Origin of the sequence: Pantoea sp. BAV 3049 (genome assembly GCF_009765445.1) — a bacterium.
Taxonomy (GTDB): Bacteria; Pseudomonadota; Gammaproteobacteria; order Enterobacterales; family Enterobacteriaceae; genus Erwinia.
In genome coordinates this window covers 4,632,186-4,650,599 of sequence record NZ_WHOY01000031.1, presented here as the reverse complement: position 1 = coordinate 4,650,599, position 18,414 = coordinate 4,632,186, and the positions used below count along the sequence as shown (strand labels likewise).

Sequence of the window (18,414 nt, the reverse complement as noted above, 5' to 3'; positions counted from 1 at the left end):
ACCAATGTAGAAAGGCGCCCTAAAGGCGCCTTTTTGCTATATGCCATTCGGGCAGGGTTCAGAGATTACTTCTTGTCAGGTGTCATATTTTTCCAGATATGCATCACCGCATAGCTGCGCCACGGCCGCCAGGCCTGCGAAATCACCTCCGCCTGCTTTGCCGTCACGCCCCCCAGATTCTTTCTTACCACCACATCTTCTTTCGGAAAGGCATCCGGCCAGCGCAGGGCGCGCATTGCGATATAATGCGCCGTCCATTCGCCAATACCGGGTTGCCTGATGAGCTGCGAAATAGCCTCTTCAGGATGAACAGCGGCCTCAAGCTGCAACTCTCCCTGCACACAGGCCTCTGCAACGGCCAGCAGCGTCTTCGAGCGGACGCTGACGATACCGAGGCTGGCCACGTCGTCCAGCGTTGCCACAGCCACTCTGGCAGCTTGTGGTGAGAGATGGGTCAGTTCCGGATAGGGTGTGGCAAAGGCTTCGCCGAAAGCCGCTGCGAAACGTCCGCCAAGAGTCGTGGCTGCTTTAACCGTAATCTGCTGCCCGAGAATTGCCCTGACCACCATCTCAAAACCTTCGAACGCGCCAGGTACCCTCAGTCCCGGATTACTTGCCAGGCTCTTCTGCAATAGCGGATCTTTTTGCAGATGCGAGGCAATCAGATCCGGATGTGCATCCAGATCGAACAAATTCCTCAGCCGACGAAGTAAAGCGGGTAGCACCGGCGTCAGCGAATGCGAAAACGCCACCTTAAGAGCGTGCTTATTGTTGGCCTGTACCACCTTAATCCAGCCTTTGTGTTCGCCCAGACGCACTGTACGGGCATAACTCTGTTCATCCACACTCTCAACACCCTGAATAGCACGCATGCGCAGAAAGGCCAGCAGGGCGCTCCAGTCGAACGGTGGACGGTAGCTCATCAGCAATGTTGACGTTTCACCAGTGGTAAGCTGGTTTCCCGTATGGCTGGCTTCTTTGCGCAACCGGCTGGGCGGCATCCGGTATCGGGCGCTGAACACGTCATTAAAGCGCCTCAGGCTGGCAAATCCACTGGCATAAGCCACTTCAGTCACCGGCAGGGTGGTTTCCGTGAGCAGCTGTTTTGCCAGCAGTAAACGGCGCGTTTGCTTTAATTCCACAGGCGATACGCCCAGCTCCTTCTGCACAATGCGTCGCAGTTGGCGGGAACTCAGTGAAAACTGAGCGGCGATCTCTTCCAGGCTGGCAACGTCCTCAATCAGGCCCTCTTCAATTCGCTGCAACAACAGATCCGCGACCCGATGGCTGCTGTCGACAGGCGCATTGCCCGGCGCAAGCTCAGGACGGCAGCGCAGGCAGGGACGGAACGCCGCTTTCTCCGCCGCTTCCGCGCTGGCAAAAAACAGGCAGTTCTCTTCGCGAGGGGGTTTAACCGGGCAGACCGGTCGGCAGTAAATGCCGGTCGAGGTCACACCAACGTAAAAAACGCCGTCAAACCTGACATCCCGGGAGGTGAGTGCCCGGTACGCTGCTTTTGCATCGATCATTATCGGTTCCTGTGGACTGGATTTTCTGACAGGTTAAGTGCATTTTATCCGCAGCGCTGGCTGTTTTCGGACAGATAACTGCCCGGTGCCGGTGTCCGAAAACGGCTAGCACGAAGATCATTATCACGGATAATAAGCTTTATCCATGCGATAAGGCGTGACAGAGGGAGAAGAGTGATGGGCTATTTCTACAAAATGCTGTCTTCACCGGTTGGTGAGCTGAAACTGGTCGCAAGCGTCAGGGGACTGGCCGCGATCCTGTGGGAAAACGAAGATCCCAAACGTGTGCGACTGCTCGACCCACAGGAAGATCCTCAGCATCCGGTGCTACTGGAAACCGAAAAGCAGCTTAATGAATATTTTGCCGGTAAACGTCAGCGCTTTACCCTGACGCTTGACTTCAAAGGCACTGAGTTCCAGAAAAAAGTCTGGCAGGCACTGGTGGCGATTCCGTTTGGTGAAACCCGCAGCTACAGCGAAATAGCCCGCGAAATCGGCCATCCTACCGCCGTCAGGGCTGTGGGCGCGGCAAACGGCAGAAACCCCATCTCGATTATTGCTCCCTGCCACCGGGTCATCGGTGCGAACGGGAAACTGACCGGCTTTGCGGGCGGGCTGGAAGTTAAAGCTTTTCTGCTCAACATTGAAGCCAGCGAACCTGATGAATTTATTCTCAGGTGATTGCTATCATATTCTGAGCGGCGAGTGAAAAATTGAGCGACACAGGCGACTATTTCGGCTATCTTGTTTAGCATATAAAACAAACCGGCCTGTAAACCGGTGCGGATGCGATAACTTCCGCAAAATTGTTAAGTTAAAGAAACGAGAGTCGTGATATGAGCATGATGTTGTTCGATCCTGAAACCGCCGTTTACCCTTTTCCACCAAAACCCGCACGCCTTTCCGGTGAAGAGAAGCAATTCTACCGGGAGAAAATCAAGCGCTTACTGAAAGAGCGCAATGCGGTGATGGTCGCGCACTACTATACCGACCCGGAGATCCAGGCTCTGGCAGAAGAGACGGGTGGCTGCGTGGCAGACTCGCTGGAAATGGCCCGTTTTGGCAGCCAGCATGCGGCCTCCACACTGCTGGTGGCAGGCGTGCGATTCATGGGGGAAACGGCCAAAATCCTCAGCCCGGAAAAAACCATCCTTATGCCCACGCTACAGGCCGAGTGCTCGCTGGATCTGGGCTGTCCGGTTGACGAATTCAGCCGTTTCTGCGACCAGCACCCGGACCGCACCGTGGTGGTGTATGCCAACACCTCCGCAGCAGTAAAAGCGCGGGCTGATTGGGTGGTCACTTCCAGCATTGCGGTGGAATTGATTGAACATCTGGACAGTCTGGGTGAGAAGATCATCTGGGCACCCGACCGCCATCTGGGCCAGTACGTCACCCGCCAGACCGGCGCAGATATTCTCTGCTGGCAGGGAGCCTGCATCGTACATGACGAATTCAAAACGCAGGCACTGCAACGGATGAGGGCGCTCTATCCTGACGCGGCGGTGCTGGTCCATCCTGAATCGCCGCAGGCCATTGTGGATCTTGCCGATGCAGTGGGATCAACCAGCCAGCTGATTCAGGCGGCGAGAACGTTGCCTCATCCGCAAATGATCGTGGCAACCGATCGCGGCATTTTCTACAAAATGCAGCAGGCCTGCCCGGATAAAGAGCTGCTGGAAGCACCAACGGCGGGCGAAGGCGCAACCTGCCGCACCTGTGCGCACTGTCCGTGGATGGCGATGAATGGCCTGAAGGCGATTGCCGAAGGGCTGGAGCAGGGAGGCAGCCAGCATGAAATCCATGTGGATGCTGCGCTGCGTGAAGGCGCGTTGATACCGCTGAATCGTATGCTAACCTTTGCTGCAAGTTTAAAAGGGTAACGCCTGACCCCTTGCTGCTCAGGACTGAGGTGCCAATATGGATTTTTTCAGCACGCATAACATTCTGGTTCACATCCCTCTTGGTGCCGGTGGCTACGATCTTTCATGGATTGAAGCGATTGGCACCGTGGCGGGTTTGCTCTGCATCTGGCTCGCCAGCCTTGAAAAAATTATCAATTACGCCTTCGGGTTGATCAACGTCACGCTGTTTGCGGTGATCTTCTTCCAGATCCAGCTGTATGCCAGCCTGCTGCTGCAGGTATTCTTCTTTGTCGCTAACATCTACGGCTGGTATGCGTGGAGCAGGCAGACGGCAGATAACCAGAACGCGCTGCAAATTCGCTGGATGAGTCTGCCAAAAGCACTGGGCTGGGCGGCAGGCTGCGTGGTGGCGATTGGGCTGATGACGCTGTATATCAACCCGGTGTTTGCGTGGCTGACCAACGTTGCGGTGTCGCTGATGCAGGGGCTTGGGTTGTTGGTCACCATGCCGGAATTGCAGCCGGATGCTTTCCCGTTCTGGGACTCCTGTCTGATGGTGCTGTCGATTGTGGCGATGATTTTGATGACGCGCAAATACGTTGAAAACTGGCTGCTGTGGGTGATTATCAACGTGATCAGCGTGATGATTTTCGCCCGCCAGGGGGTCTATGCCATGTCGCTGGAGTACGCCATTCTTACCCTCATTGCACTGAATGGCTGCTGGCTGTGGATCAAAAGCGCCCGCGAACAGGGTTCACGGGCGCTGTCATAAACTGTGCAGGTGGGGAAGGCATCCCCCTCTCCGTTCTCAGTGATGATGGTGGGCATGAGCACGATCGTGCCCACCTTTGCCCCAGCTCAGCTCGCAATCTCCGTCCTCGCAACTCTGGTATTCCATCTGCACCGTGGCATGCTCAATCTGATAGTTTTCATGCAGATAATTATGAATACGGTGCAGCAACGCATCGTGATCGTAAGGCGGAATAACCTGCACATGCAGGGTCATTACCGGTTTTTCGCCGACCTGCCACAGGTGGAGATGATGAACGTTACGCACTTCCGGGATCCCCCGCGTTAGCGCCCGCTTCAGTTTTTCCACATCCACCGAGGCCGGAGCGCCTTCCAGCAGCTCATGAATGCTCTCCTTCATCAATGCCCAGGCGCTGCGCAGCACCAGCAGGGAGACCAGTATCGACAGAATGGGATCGATTGGCGTCCAGCCGGTAAACATGATGATCAACGCAGCGGCAATGGCACCGACGGAACCGAGCAGATCGCCCAGCACATGTAACGCTGCGGCGCGGACGTTAAGGTTTTTCTCTTCGTTGCCACGGTGCAGCAGCCAGAAAGAGAGAATATTTGCCAGCAGGCCTGCGATGGCGATAATCAACATAAAGCCACCGGCAACCGGTTCAGGATGCATAAAGCGACGTACAGCTTCCCAGACGATCAATACCGTGATCACCAGCAGGGCGATGGCATTCACAAAGGCGGCAAGAGTGGTCAGCCTTAGCAGGCCAAACGTGTGGCGGGCATTGGGTCGGCGGCTGGCAAACTGCACTGCCAGCAGAGCCATCAGCAGGGCCGCCGCATCGGTCAGCATATGTCCGGCATCTGCCAGCAGGGCCAGCGAGCCGGAAATCAGCCCGCCGGCAATTTCTGCCACCATAAAAACAACGGTAACCAGAAAGGCCGCCAGCAGACGGGTACGATTGCTGTTTGGTTCAGAGTGGGTGTGCGCCATAAGTATCCAGTTCTTTAAGTAAACTTTCCGCTAATTCTATCAATAAATTCAGTGCTGAAGAGGATGAGCGGTGCGCTCTGGCTTGTTCAGCCACCTGCTGACACAGGGATTCCCCTTGAGCATAGCCCAGCATTTGCCAGCTGCCCTTCATACGGTGCACGGCTTTATCCGCCTGGTCCCACGCCTGCTCAGCAAAAGCGATCTGTAACCGGTCCTTATCTTCCCGCAGGGTTTTTTGCAGGGTCTGGATAATTTTCCGTAAAAATACGCTGTTGTGACCGGCCAGATCGTCCAGCCGGGACGGAAGATCGCCAAAAGCAGAGTGAGGTTCGCCTGGTAAAAGGGCTTCGATCTCGCGCAGCGAAACGGGTTTCAGCAGCACGTTGTCGGCAAGCGCCTGCACGCGAGGATGCGCAAGGATATCGGCGTCGGCTGAACAGAGCACAATGCGCGTGCGGGTCGCCCCGTGGCGCTCACGGCGGCGAATGATTTTTGCCAGCGTCACGCCGTCAGGATGCGGCATGCTGTAATCGATAAACAGCAAATCATAAGATCGGGCAGCGGCCAGCAGCATTCTGCCATCAGGGTAACAGTCGGCCTGAAGGCCAAACCACGTCAGCTGCTGCTGCATCACCAGCAGATTGGCAGGGTGGTCATCCACGACCGCGACTCTCAACTGCGGGTCAGGTTGAGCGGCAGTCGCGTAGGCCATCATCTGCTGACCGGAGGAGGCTGTCTCTACTTTCTGCCAGGGCAACTGTACCGTCACCGTCGTTCCCCGGCCCACTGTGGAATCCAGCAGGATTTCTCCTCCCATCCGCGAGACAATCTCTTTACAGATCGACAGCCCCAGCCCGCTGCCCTGAACGGAAAGCTGGCGGCCGGAGGGCGTCTGATACCAGGGCTCAAACAGCCGTGCCTGCTCTTCCGGAGGAATACCGCTGCCGCTGTCAATTACCTGCAGGCGCAGAAGTTGAGCCGACTCGTCCGCCGCGAGAGTGACGCGAATTTCACCCTGGCGGGTGAATTTGATCGCATTGCTGATCAGATTATTGGCAATCTGCTGCAGCCGCTCACCGTCAATCATGACCAGCACTGGCAGTGGTGTAGCTGTCTGAACGCTGAAAACCGGGCCGTTCTGGCGCATCAGTGGATGGTAAAAATCGGCCAGGCGATTCAGCCAGCGTGCCGGATCGAGCTGCTTCGGAACCAGAGTAAAGCTGTTGCTCTCCAGTTTCGCGTGATCCTGCAGATCGTTCAGCAGGGTCAGCAGGGCGGCGGCGCTGCTGTGGATCACCGCAAGATTCCCGGCGGCAGGCTGGCGTGAAACTTCCAGCTCAAGAAGACCAAGGATCGCCTGCATTGGCGTGCGCAGCTCGTGGCTGACCGTGGCCAGAAACTGGCTCTTCATCTGGTTGGCCCGATCGGCCTCTTCGCGCTCGCGCTCCAGCTGCCGGCGCTGTATCTGTTCGCGGCGCTGCTCAAGGTAGCGCCGTCCCAGCAGGATCAGCAGGATGACGATGGCAAACAGTGCCGCAATCAGCACAAACAGCGAGATGGGGCGCATCGTATTCTCACCGCCGCCTGCCAGTACCGTGGTGTTGTTGCTCCAGTTTTCACGCATTCGCTGCTGCGTGTCCGGTGGGATTTGCTGCAGGCTGGTATTCAGCAGCGTGCGCAGCAGCGGGAGGGCGGGATTGACGCCGATCGTAATGGGCCATGCGGTGTCGCTGGCGGCAAACGCCAACCGCAAAGAGTGACTGTAGCGGGACTGGATCGTCCAGCGGGCCGAAATCACATTATCAACCAGCGCGGCGATCTGACCGTTTACCAGCGCGTCGTAAAGCATTTTGCTGTCATCAAAGACCACCACATCCACGCCGGTGGGGATCATCTGTCGGGCGATATCTCCCCGGCGGATCCCAATTTTACGGCCTTTCAGTTCCTGCCAGCTGGTAACGGGTGTTGACATCTGGCCGACATAAACGCCCCACAGCGCACGCCAGACCGGCAGGGTATTCGCCCGCATGGCGTCATCTCCGGTGAGCGGCAGGGTGAGTTGGATCATTGCGCGGCCCTGGTCGACCAGCTCGCGGGCCTGTTGCGCATTGTTGACCCACCAGGGGTGGAAGTGCAGGCCGGTGTTCTGGCTGATGATATTTAGCAGCTCAATGCTGTAACCGGCGGGCTGGCCGTTAGCGGCGCGGTAGCTCCAGGGATAATCATCCTCAATCGCGGCATAGGTGACCAGCGGATGGTCTGTAATCCAGCTTCTCTCCATCGGGGACAAGTGAGCGGTAAAAGTGTCCTGGTAGCGCGGCAGCTGGCTGCTCCAGCGGCCCTGAATACCATTGACCACCTCCATTGGCAGCTGGCGGATGGCGGTGTCGATCTGCTGCGTCAGTGCCGGGCTGGTGGTAACGGCCTGCAGATGGAGCGCGCCGGGGTGCAGCGGAGAAGCCAACTGATAAATCTGCCCCTGCTGCAGCTGGCTGAGCAGGAAACCGGCGCTGGTTTCATCGGCGATCACATAGTCGCTCTGATTGTTCAGTAGCGCGTACAGTGCCTGCAGATCGTTCTCCACCACCTGGAAATGATGACGCTGAGCAAAGGCCGGATCGACCAGAGCCAGCGCGGCACGGCTGAGGGTGATTTGAGCATCGGCAGAGTTGAACATCACCGGACGCAGGTTGTCCCGGCTGCGATAGATGCGTAGAGGGCTGGTAAACCAGGGCTGAGTGGCGCTCATGCCCTCAGCCAGTTTGTGCTGCGGTACACCAAACAGAATATCCAGCTGCCCGTGCTGCAGGGCTTGAGTCAGTGCCTGCCAGTTATTGAAGGCATCAATCTGAAAGCGCATCCCGGTGGCGCGGCTAAGGGCGACCAGATAATCGGCGTTGATGCCATACAGATCCTGACCGACCACCATATTCCACGGCGTACTGTTGTCCCGCAGGACCCCAACACGCAGCGTTTTGTCCTGCCAGGCCGCAGATTGCTCCAGCGGCATCATCTCCTGCGGCAGTGTAACGCTGCTGATCGGGCGCAGCGCAGCACCAGCCGTCAGGCTGATCAATAGCAACAAAACCATCACCAGGCGTGCCGTCACTGCCGGGTTTTCCATATTTCAGCCAGTTCAACTACCGAGCCGGCACCGGTTTTCTCCATAATATTTTTCTTATGGGTACTGACCGTTTTATTGCTGATATTTAGCTGCCCGGCGATTTGCAGATTAGAGAATCCCTGCGCCAGTAAAGCCAGAATTTGCTGTTCCTTGGCCGTGAGCAGAGACTCACTGTGGTCCAGGGCCATTTCAGGAGGGAAAGCACGCTGTCCACCCAGCACGGCGAGGATGGCGGAGAGAAGCTGGGGCAACGGCTGGCGCTTGGCAACATAGCCCGCTGCGCCAGCTGCTTCAGCCAGGCGCGAATAGAGACGTTCCTCCTGCGCGGAGTAGACTATCACCGGAATGTCCGGATGGTGGCGTCGGATAAACTTGAGCAACTGCAGCCCGTCGCTGTCCGCCAGGCCAATATCCAGCACCACTACCTCAATGGGCTGCTGCTCCAGCAGCTGGCGGGCCTTAACGTCTTCTTCTGCCGCCAGCAGCATGACAGGGAAGGGCACATTGACCAGCGCCGCTTCAAGTGCAACCTGCACCAGCGGATGATCGTCAATCAACAGCAGCGTAATCATCAGGTTATCCGGAGAAAATCTGGGAGTCTAAGAATAGCGTAACTGGCTGAAGTAAGTCACCGGGAGAAAAAGGGCGGACAATAAAAAGGAGAGCCGCAGCTCTCCTTAATCGTCACTAAAAGCCTGTGTATATTACTGCGAGGTACCGTCCGTTTTGGTATCCGCGCCAGGACCGACTTTTTTATTAATGTCCGGGCACTTACCATCTTTACACTGCGAGTTTTTATCGATCTGGTCCGCAGTCATTTTTTTATGATGCGTTGCTTTCTTGTGGTGCTTAGGCGTGGTGGCGTCGCCGGTATTGTTGATATTACTGTTATCAACATTGTTTGGGGCCATTTTCTGCACGGAGCCACCCCCTGCAGCACCTGCATCAGCAGCCTGATTGGCTGTCCCGTTGTTGCTGTCCTCAGCCATTGCCGCACCGCTGCCTAAAGTCATCGCTGCTGTCAGGAATACGATTGCAAACTTATTCATCATTATGCTCCGTTAAATTTTGAATATTGCCCAATCAAACCCTTGAAAAAAGCAGTTTGAATAAACGTCCTCAGGATGTGAAATAACACCCCGCATAATGTCCACAAAGGTAAAGCTTGTGATCTTTATGCGTTTTTTTTAAGTATTGACAACAAAAAGTGTAGTTAAGAACCACAAAACATCAACTCTGCAGGGCAAGAATTTAAGCAAAGTCGATTTACACCACTCCCCTCACGCGATAAATTGGGCGTGATGCGCCTGGTGTGCAGTACGGCCAAGAAAAACACTGGAAATATTATGAATTATCAGAATGATGACTTAAGAATCAAAGAGATAAAAGAGCTTCTTCCTCCTGTCGCTCTGCTGGAAAAATACCCTGCCACGGACCTGGCGGCGCAGACCGTTGCCCATGCCCGCCAGGCCATTCATCATATTCTGAAAAAAAAGGACGATCGTTTATTAGTGGTTATCGGGCCATGCTCGATTCACGATACCGCGGCGGCAAAAGAATATGCCGGGCGTCTGCTGAAATTGCGTGAGGAACTTAAGGGTTCCCTGGAAGTGGTGATGCGCGTTTATTTTGAAAAACCACGTACCACAGTTGGCTGGAAGGGACTGATTAACGATCCGCACATGGATGGCAGCTATCAGATTAATGATGGCCTGCGTATTGCCCGTAAATTGCTGCTGGATATCAATGACTCAGGTCTGCCAGCGGCGGGTGAATTTTTAGATATGATCACGCCGCAGTATGTGGCCGATCTGATGAGCTGGGGCGCTATCGGAGCGCGTACCACGGAGTCTCAGGTTCACCGCGAACTCTCTTCCGGTCTCTCCTGTCCGGTTGGTTTTAAAAACGGCACCGACGGCACCATTAAGGTGGCGATTGATGCTATCAACGCCGCCGGTGCGCCTCACTGCTTCCTCTCCGTTACCAAATATGGTCACTCAGCGATTGTTGAAACCAGCGGTAACGGCGACTGCCATATCATTCTGCGCGGCGGTAAAGAGCCTAACTACAGCGCGCACCATGTCAATGCGGTGAAAGCGGGTCTGGAGAAAGCGGGCCTGGAGCCTCAGGTGATGATTGATTTCAGTCATGCCAACAGCAGCAAGCAGTTCCAGAAGCAGATGACGGTAGCGGACGACGTGGCGCAGCAGATTGCGGGCGGCGAGAAGGCCATTATCGGCGTGATGATTGAAAGCCACCTGGTGGAAGGCAATCAGAACCTGGAAAGTGGTGAACCGCTGGTGTACGGCAAGAGCGTCACCGATGCCTGTATCGGCTGGGAAGATACCGAGAAGGTGCTTCGCCAGCTGGCCGACGCGGTGCAAACCCGCCGCGGGTAAATGCCGGGTGTTCTCTGGCCGCTAGCGGAGTATTTTGACGCGGATTGCTGGCTCAGCAATATTAAAGTTCCTGCCTGTGGCAAACGTTTTTGCTATGGGCAGGTTGTCAGATTTTAAGGCGTTCCTGAGCATCCAGGGAATCGTGATTATTTCCGCTGGGTATTTAGCAGTAAAGTCACATTTGGCTGACTTTGATTAGACTCATCAAAGCTCAACACTGATTCTGATTTCAGCGGGTCGGATTTTCGCATCCGGATATATTTTTCAAATATAATTTTTTCTGCTCAGGATTTTTAACAGATTTGAAATCAACAGAGTAGCGTTCGTAACCATAGTTATCATCTGGAGTATACGAAAAGCCGTAATGTTCGGACACTCCTGGCGTATGGGTAATCACTGAAGGCGTCATCAGGTAATATTTTAATATGTTACCTTCTGGGTGGCTTGATTCTTTGGTTAGCTTAAGTAACGTGGAAAAAAATACAATTATGATAAAGAGTATACTTAAAATATAAATTTCACTCTGTTCTCATTCATGATTATTAATGTGGCTCCCTGACCAGGTTTTTATCAGACAGTGGTCTTAATCTGTTAAGGAAATCGGGTAACGGTATTTTATAAGGTTGATGAGAAATTATTTGGTCATGAGGATCTGGGAATAATACAGGTTTCAATTCTGTGTTTTTGTAGTTTCCTGTCGGGCCATAATAGTCCCATAATCTAAGTGCGAATTCAGCGCTTTTTATTTTTAATAATTGCATATAATTTCGTCTTGTCCAACAGATCTATTCTGCCTCACTGCAATGCTCAGCTTTTGCTGGATTTAAAAAAACCTGAGTCCGGCGCAATATCGAACTCAGGTTCAGATTACTGACTGATAAACTGCCCGACGTTAACGGGCTTTATCAAAAACGAGTATCCTTACTTCGCTTTACCCTGGTTAGCAACGGCTGCGGCTTTCGCGGCAATCTCGTCGGCATCGCCCAGATAGTAGTGTTTGATCGGCTTGAAGTTTTCGTCGAACTCATACACTAGCGGAACACCGGTAGGGATGTTCAGCTCAAGGATCTCTTCTTCGCTCATGTTATCCAGGTATTTAACCAGTGCGCGCAGGGAGTTACCGTGTGCAGCGATGATCACTTTTTCACCTTTCTTCATGCGCGGCAGAATGGATTCATTCCAGTATGGCAGCACGCGGTCGATGGTCAGTGCCAGGCTTTCAGTGGTTGGCAGCTGCTCAGCGGTCAGTGACGCATAGCGTGGGTCATGGCCTGGGAAACGCTCATCTGCACGGTCCAGCTCTGGTGGCGTCACTGCGAAGCCGCGACGCCACTGTTTAACCTGATCGTCACCGTATTTCTGTGCGGTTTCAGCTTTATCCAGACCCTGCAGCGCACCGTAGTGACGCTCGTTCAGACGCCAGGATTTTTCAACCGGCAGCCAGACCTGATCCACTTCGTCCAGGATGTTCCACAGCGTGTGGATGGCACGTTTCAGCACGGAGGTGTAAGCGAAATCGAAGGTGAAACCCTCTTTTTTCAGCAGCTGACCCGCCGCTTTCGCTTCGGTACGCCCTTTATCGGACAGATCCACATCGTACCATCCGGTAAAGCGGTTTTCGTTGTTCCACTGGCTTTCGCCGTGACGTACCAGAACCAGCTTAGTTACAGCCATAGCTTAACTCCTTAATAATCTGACGTTTCTAGATAATGGTAAACTGAAAATTGCCCGACACAGACCGTCGCAATTTTTCTGGCCATTACCATAACGGAATTCTTCACGGCAAGTAAGCCTGTAGCGCATGCGATGCGCGATTTTCATGCGCTTAGTCAAACCGCCGTCAGGCGATAGCGCGTGAATGACTGATACGATTCACCTGGTTGCAGCCAGCAGTCGGGCTGCGGCCATTCCGGATGATTCGGTGAGTCAGGCAGAAACTCGCTCTCGAGGGCAATCCCCTGAAAGGCAGTATAGACGCCCTGCTCGCGAGCAGGAGTGCCTTCCAGATAATTACCCGTGTAGAATTGCAGGGCAGGGGCGCTGGTGAAGACGCTGAGCTTCAGTCTGCCGTCTGCCGACCACAGCTCTGCTGCGGGTTGTTCCCCGTCCGTGCTGTTCAGCAGAAAGGCATGGTCATAACCCTTAACCGCACGCTGATCTTCATCCTGCAGGAAATCCTGCGCGACCGTTTTCGGCTGGCGGAAGTCAAAGCTGGTGCCTGCCACTTCTTTCAGGTCGGCATTGGGGATGCCTTCGCTGCTTACCGGCAGATAGTGCCCGGCATTGAGCTGCAGACGGTGATGACGGGCATCGTCGTGATCCGCATCCAGATTAAAGTAGGCATGGTTGGTAAGATTCACCGGACAGGCCTGATCCACGGTTGCCTGATAGCTGATTGACAGGGTGTTATCATCTTCCAGGCGATACAGCAGCGTCACCAGCAGATTGCCCGGATAGCCCTGATCGCCATCAACAGAATCCAGCTTGTATTCCACTTCCTGCTCTGCCTGACGCACGATTTGCCAGCGGCGGTTGTTAAAGCCTTCCGGCCCGCCGTGCAGTTGGTGGGCGCCCTGGTTAGCCGCCAGCTGATAAGTTTTGCCATCTGCGCTGATCGTCGAGTTGGCGATACGGTTGGCGTAACGGCCGACGGTCGCTCCCAGATAGGCAGACTGATGCAGGTAGTCAGACGGTGTGGGGCAGCCCAGCAGCGCTTCACGCATCGTACCGTCTCTCATCGGCACCCGCGCTGACAGCCAGGTGGCACCCCAGTCCATAATGGTGACCACCATACCTCCGGCATTACGCAGCGTGGTGATATGCCACGGCAGCCCATCCGGCGCATGGGAAGAAATAGTTAGCATTGACCCGCTCCCGTAGAGGCTTTGCAGACGTAGAAGGTTTCTTTGATGCCGGATTTCGCTTCGTACTGGTCCGCCACGGCAGCCTTGACCGTGTCCACCAGATCCAGCGGCATCAGTGCTACCACACAGCCCCCAAAGCCGCCGCCGGTCATACGAACGCCTCCGCGATCGCCCAACGTGGCCTTAACGATATCCACCAACATATCAATTGGCGGTACGGTGATTTCGAAGTCATCACGCATGGAGGCATGAGATTCCGCCATCAGCGCGCCCATCCGCGCCAGATCGCCTTTTGCCAGCGCATCGGCGGCTTCCAGCGTACGGGCGTTTTCGGTCAGCACGTGACGAACACGTTTGGCTACCACCGGATCCAGCTCGTTCTCAACGGCTTTAAACTTGTTGAGATCCACGTCGCGCAGTGAAGTCTGGGTGAAGAATCGCGCGCCGGTTTCGCACTGCTGGCGGCGGGTGTTGTACTCGCTGCCCACCAGGCTGCGGCGGAAGTTAGAGTTGATGATCACCACCGCGATATCTTCAGGCATTGGCACCGGACGGGTACCCAGCGTGCGACAGTCCAGCAGCATCGCATGGTCTTTTTTGCCCAGCGCGGAGATCAGCTGATCCATAATGCCGCAGTTACAACCGACGAACTGATTTTCAGCTTCCTGGCCGTTGACCGCGATTTCTGCGCCATCCAGCGGCAAATGATAAAGCTGCTGGAAAACAGTCCCCACAGCCACTTCCAGCGATGCGGAAGAGCTCAAACCGGCTCCCTGCGGCACATCGCCAGCGATAACCATATCCATGCCGCCAAAGTCTTTCCTGCGCTTCTGCAGGTGTTTGACCACGCCACGCACATAGTTAGACCACATCTGATCTTTATGGGTCAGAATAGGTTCATCCAGCGAGAAGATATCCTGCTGATTATCGTAATCAGCGGCGATAACACGTACCTGACGATCGTCACGTCTGGCACAAGCGATCACCGTCTGGTAATCGATAGCACACGGCAGAACGAAGCCGTCGTTGTAGTCGGTATGTTCGCCAATCAGGTTCACACGGCCAGGAGCCTGGAAGGTATGGTCAGCGGCATAGCCAAACTTCTCGGCAAAAATCTGTTGGGTAGAGGTCTTTAAAGTCATTGTTATGCTCCCGTCTCGCGGAAATGAATATCACTGACGGAACGCAGGCGCTCTGCAGCCTGCTCCGCCGTTAAATCGCGCTGGGTTTCTGCCAGCATCTCATAGCCGACCATAAATTTGCGCACCGTGGCGGAACGCAGCAGCGGCGGGTAGAAGTGGGCATGCAGCTGCCAGTGATCGTTGGCTTCACCATTGAATGGTGCGCCGTGCCATCCCATCGAGTAGGGGAAGGAGCACTGGAACAGGTTGTCATAGCGGCTGGTTAATTTTTTCAGTGCCAGCGCCAGATCCTGGCGTTGGGCACCAGTGAGATCGACCAGGCGTTTGATGTGCGCTTTCGGCAGCAGCAACGTTTCAAATGGCCACGCTGCCCACCACGGCACCACGGCCAGCCAGTGTTCGGTTTCCACCACGGTGCGGCTGCCATCTTTCAGCTCGCGGGCGGTGTAATCCACCAGCATCGGTGACTGGTGCTGGTCGTAGTAAGCACGCTGTAAATCGTCCTCGCGCTTCGCCTCATTCGGCAGGAAGCTGTTGGCCCAGACCTGGCCATGCGGATGGGGGTTAGAGCAGCCCATCGCTGCGCCTTTGTTCTCAAAAACCTGCACCCATGGGTAGTGCTGGCCGAGATCGGCGGTCTGCTCCTGCCAGGTTCTCACCACATCTTCCAGTGCGGAAACGCTAAGCTCAGGCAGCGTCTTACTGTGATCTGGTGAGAAGCAGATTACCCGGCTGGTACCGCGTGCGCTTTCGCAGCGCATCAGAATGTCTGCACTTTCCGGCGCATCCGGCGTATCGGTCATCAGCGCGGCAAAATCGTTAGTGAAAACATAGGTACTGGTGTAGTCCGGGTTTTTATCACCGGTGACGCGCGTGTTGCCAGGACACAGGAAGCAGTCCGGGTCATGTGCGGGCAATTTTTCTTGTGATGCGGTCTCCTGTGCGCCTTGCCATGGGCGTTTAGCGCGGTGAGGAGAAACCAGAATCCACTGATCGGACAATGGGTTATAGCGGCGATGCGGGTGATCGACCGGATTAAATTTTTGCATGTTGAGTCCTGATAACCTTCTTTATGCCCTGGTAGCCTTAAAGAAAAATAGCACAGTGCGGGAAAACAAAGCGTGATCGAGTCTGGATAAATGGAATCGTTTACACAAGCTGAAAATTCCGAAGTTTCAGGGTAAACGACAAAATAATCCATGAATGCGGTTGCCACATTGCAAAATAATGGTAGCGGTTACACTAATAATAAAACCCCGCTGACTATGCTGGTGGCATATGTTGCCAGATATATAAAACTGTGGGGCAGGGAAGCGCCAGGCCCGCGTTAAGCCAATCCCGGCACTTCCGCCTGATTCAACGAAGGTCGTCCTGCTGATAGCGGTAAGTGTCCCCATCCGGAACAAATGTCAGGCGGTGAGTGATGCACTGTGGCGCATCTTCCGCGTGGTGCGAGACGAACAGCAGCTGAGTTTCCCCTTCACTAATCAGCACATCAACAAAACGGCGCACCAGCTGGCGGTTAATCGGATCCAGCCCCTGCAACGGTTCATCGAGGATCAGCAATGCAGGGTGCTTGACCAGTGCGCGGGCAATCAACACCAGGCGTTGCTGTCCCCAGGAGAGGCTGTGGAACGGGGCGTCGGCCAGCGCTCCATCCATGCCGAGCCGCTGCAGCCACATACCCGCCAGGAAGTGTTGGCGGTCGGAAACGGCCTGATAGATGCCGATGGAATCGAAGTAGCCGGAGATGATCACATTGCGCACGCTGCTGCTGACGCGATAGTCCAGATGCAGGCTGCTGCTGACGTAACCAATATGCTGCTTGATGTCCCAAATGGTTTCACCACTGCCGCGACGACGGCCAAACAGCGTCAGATCGTTGCTGTAGCCCTGAGGATGATCGCCGGTGACCAGGCTGAGCAGGGTTGATTTGCCAGCTCCATTTGGCCCCACGATCTGCCAGTGCTGGCCCGGTTTCACTTCCCAGCTCAGCTGGTTCAGGATCGCCTTGTCGTTATATGACACCACGCCATTGCGCAGTACGATCAGCGGCGCATCCGGAGGCAGTGCCGGTTTGAGGCTGGCATCATCAGATTCCGGCAGCGTCATTCCCTGTAAACGTTCGCTGTGTGCCAGCTGCGCGACCAGGGCTTCCGCGAGGATTTCACTGCGGGGGCCGACGTGGGTCAGCGTACATTCGGCCAGCACGCCAACCTTGCCGATAAAATCAGGAATATCGTCAAAACGGTTCAGTACCAGCACCACGGTAAAACCCTGCTGATGCAGCTCTGACAGTACCTGGGCCAGGTTGCTGCGCGACTCCACGTCCAGCCCGTCAAACGGTTCATCAAGGATCAATAAATCCGGCTGGGCCATCAGCGCCTGACATAACAGGGTCTTGCGCGTTTCACCGGTGGAAAGGTATTTGAAGCGGCGATCGAGCAGACGGGTGATGCCGAAAATGTCGGCGAGCCGCTGGCAGCGGGCACTGTCTTTCACCTCATCCTGAATAATTTCAGCGGTGGTGCGTCCGGTATCTTCTTCGCCAGGACTTAACAGGTCGGTGTTATTGCGCTGCCACTCATCGGAAACCAGCTTTTGCAGCTGCTCAAGCGAGAGGCGGGCAGGGCGGGTAAACTGGCTGTCCACGGTGCTCCTGGCAGGTTTCAGCTCACCGGACAGCGCACGCGCCAGCGAGGACTTGCCACTGCCATTGGCACCCACAAAGGCCCAGCTCTCGCCGGAATGCAGGGTCAGATCGTTCAGAGTAAGAGTGCGGGTATCGCTCAGGTGAAACGTGCCTTGCGAAATATGCAACGTCGACATTGTTTATTCCATTTTATGCATTGTACCCAAACTAATAATCTTCCCGGAACGCAATGTCAAATCCTGCCCCTGTTTTCAGAGCAGCGTGGCGATAATCACCCGGTCAGCATTAAAATGTGCTGTGACAGCCTGCCCGACCTGAAGTTTTTGGGCTTCCACCCGCTCGTTGGGCAGGGTGGCGCACAGAGTCTCACCGCCTGGCAGGGCAATCAGCACCTCGCTGTGCGAATCACCCTGCTCCAGATGGCTGAGAGTCCCGCTCAGCTGATTATCTGCCGCAGAGGTAGCGTGCGTGACGTCAATCCATGGCGCTTTGATCAACACCAGCACTTCTTTGCCGGTCTCCAGCGACAAACGGTTGGCGCTTTGCTCAGTCAGCGCCACTTTTATCCGGGTATTACCGTCCGCCAGCAAGACTTCCACATGCTGCTGGACTGACTGTTCATCGCGCTGCACCAGGGTGCCAAACAGTTGGTTACGGGCGCTGGTCTGCAATGAAAAGCGGGCAATGGCTCCCAGCAGGCTGCCCAGCGGCACATCGTCCTGTAGCACATCAAAAGCTTTCTGCTGGATTTGTTCCAGTAGCGCAAACAGCTGGATTAGCCTTTCGCCATAAGGGGTGACTACTGCGCCGCCACCGCCTTTACCGCCCGTGGCCCGTTCGACCAGCGTGCGATCGGCCAGCGTGTTCATCTCATTGACCGCGTCCCAGGCACTTTTGTAACTGATGCCTGCCAATTTGGCGCCCTGGCTGATGGAGCCAGTGTGTCGGATCTGTTTTAGCAGCTCAATGCGGCGTGGATCGGCAAACAGCCGCTGCTGTAATTTCAGGATCAGGGAGAGTTCGGCCTGCATAGTTGCTCCGGAAAAATAGTGTTCCCTGAATTGTACACTGTCGTGGGGCTTGTACGTAAAGAC

The 18,414-nt window shown here is 55.1% G+C and carries 15 protein-coding genes; 4 read left to right on the top strand and 11 right to left on the bottom strand.

The window, feature by feature from the left end:
• Positions 1–65 precede the first annotated feature (65 nt).
• Positions 66–1,529, bottom strand: a complete 1,464-nt coding sequence (locus tag GSQ70_RS23090; RefSeq protein WP_158784706.1) for an AlkA N-terminal domain-containing protein — start codon at positions 1,527–1,529, stop codon at positions 66–68.
• 177 nt (positions 1,530–1,706) lie between these two features.
• Between GSQ70_RS23090 and GSQ70_RS23085 the strand changes: the two genes are divergently transcribed.
• From GSQ70_RS23085 to pnuC, 3 genes are all read left to right on the top strand, one after another.
• Positions 1,707–2,210, top strand: coding sequence for a methylated-DNA--[protein]-cysteine S-methyltransferase (locus GSQ70_RS23085; RefSeq protein ID WP_158784705.1), 504 nt, complete (start codon positions 1,707–1,709; stop codon positions 2,208–2,210).
• 161 nt (positions 2,211–2,371) lie between these two features.
• Positions 2,372–3,412, top strand: a complete 1,041-nt coding sequence (gene nadA, locus GSQ70_RS23080; protein WP_370521123.1) for a quinolinate synthase NadA — start codon at positions 2,372–2,374, stop codon at positions 3,410–3,412.
• A gap of 37 nt (positions 3,413–3,449) precedes the next feature.
• Positions 3,450–4,166 carry a nicotinamide riboside transporter PnuC gene (gene pnuC, locus GSQ70_RS23075; RefSeq protein WP_158784703.1) on the top strand — a complete coding sequence of 239 codons (717 nt, stop codon included), beginning with the start codon at positions 3,450–3,452 and terminating at the stop codon, positions 4,164–4,166.
• A gap of 36 nt (positions 4,167–4,202) precedes the next feature.
• Here pnuC and zitB read toward each other — a convergent pair whose 3' ends face one another.
• The 4 genes from zitB to GSQ70_RS23055 form a co-directional block, all read right to left on the bottom strand.
• Entirely contained in the window at positions 4,203–5,138 is a 936-nt protein-coding gene (gene zitB / locus GSQ70_RS23070; protein WP_158784702.1) for a CDF family zinc transporter ZitB, read from the bottom strand.
• On the bottom strand, positions 5,119–8,262 hold the full coding sequence (locus tag GSQ70_RS23065) for an ATP-binding protein (RefSeq protein ID WP_199257299.1): 3,144 nt from the start codon (positions 8,260–8,262) through the stop codon (positions 5,119–5,121). Before GSQ70_RS23065 ends, zitB begins: the two co-directional genes overlap by 20 nt.
• Positions 8,244–8,834 (bottom strand): response regulator transcription factor, encoded by a 591-nt coding sequence (locus GSQ70_RS23060; RefSeq protein ID WP_158784701.1) that lies wholly within the window; start codon positions 8,832–8,834, stop codon positions 8,244–8,246. The genes GSQ70_RS23065 and GSQ70_RS23060 overlap by 19 nt, the downstream gene beginning before the upstream one ends.
• Before the next feature lie 132 nt (positions 8,835–8,966).
• A complete protein-coding gene (locus tag GSQ70_RS23055) occupies positions 8,967–9,314 on the bottom strand; it encodes a protein YbgS (RefSeq protein ID WP_158784700.1) in 348 nt (115 codons plus the stop codon).
• Between the two features lie 294 nt (positions 9,315–9,608).
• Between GSQ70_RS23055 and aroG the strand changes: the two genes are divergently transcribed.
• Positions 9,609–10,661, top strand: a complete 1,053-nt coding sequence (gene aroG / locus GSQ70_RS23050; protein ID WP_158784699.1) for a 3-deoxy-7-phosphoheptulonate synthase AroG — start codon at positions 9,609–9,611, stop codon at positions 10,659–10,661.
• A gap of 921 nt (positions 10,662–11,582) precedes the next feature.
• Here the strand turns inward: aroG and gpmA are convergent.
• The 6 genes from gpmA to modE all read right to left on the bottom strand — a co-directional run bounded on the left by gpmA (position 11,583) and on the right by modE (position 18,351).
• Positions 11,583–12,335, bottom strand: coding sequence for a 2,3-diphosphoglycerate-dependent phosphoglycerate mutase (gene gpmA, locus GSQ70_RS23045; RefSeq protein WP_158784698.1), 753 nt, complete (start codon positions 12,333–12,335; stop codon positions 11,583–11,585).
• Positions 12,336–12,490: 155 nt separating this feature from the next.
• Entirely contained in the window at positions 12,491–13,525 is a 1,035-nt protein-coding gene (gene galM / locus GSQ70_RS23040; protein ID WP_158784697.1) for a galactose-1-epimerase, read from the bottom strand.
• On the bottom strand, positions 13,519–14,667 hold the full coding sequence (gene galK / locus GSQ70_RS23035; RefSeq protein ID WP_158784696.1) for a galactokinase: 1,149 nt from the start codon (positions 14,665–14,667) through the stop codon (positions 13,519–13,521). The genes galM and galK overlap by 7 nt, the downstream gene beginning before the upstream one ends.
• 2 nt (positions 14,668–14,669) lie before the next feature.
• Positions 14,670–15,716 (bottom strand): galactose-1-phosphate uridylyltransferase, encoded by a 1,047-nt coding sequence (gene galT / locus GSQ70_RS23030; RefSeq protein ID WP_158784695.1) that lies wholly within the window; start codon positions 15,714–15,716, stop codon positions 14,670–14,672.
• 307 nt (positions 15,717–16,023) lie between these two features.
• A complete protein-coding gene (modF, locus tag GSQ70_RS23025; RefSeq protein WP_158784694.1) occupies positions 16,024–17,496 on the bottom strand; it encodes a molybdate ABC transporter ATP-binding protein ModF in 1,473 nt (490 codons plus the stop codon).
• A gap of 75 nt (positions 17,497–17,571) precedes the next feature.
• A complete protein-coding gene (gene modE, locus GSQ70_RS23020; protein ID WP_158784683.1) occupies positions 17,572–18,351 on the bottom strand; it encodes a molybdenum-dependent transcriptional regulator in 780 nt (259 codons plus the stop codon).
• Positions 18,352–18,414 lie beyond the last annotated feature (63 nt).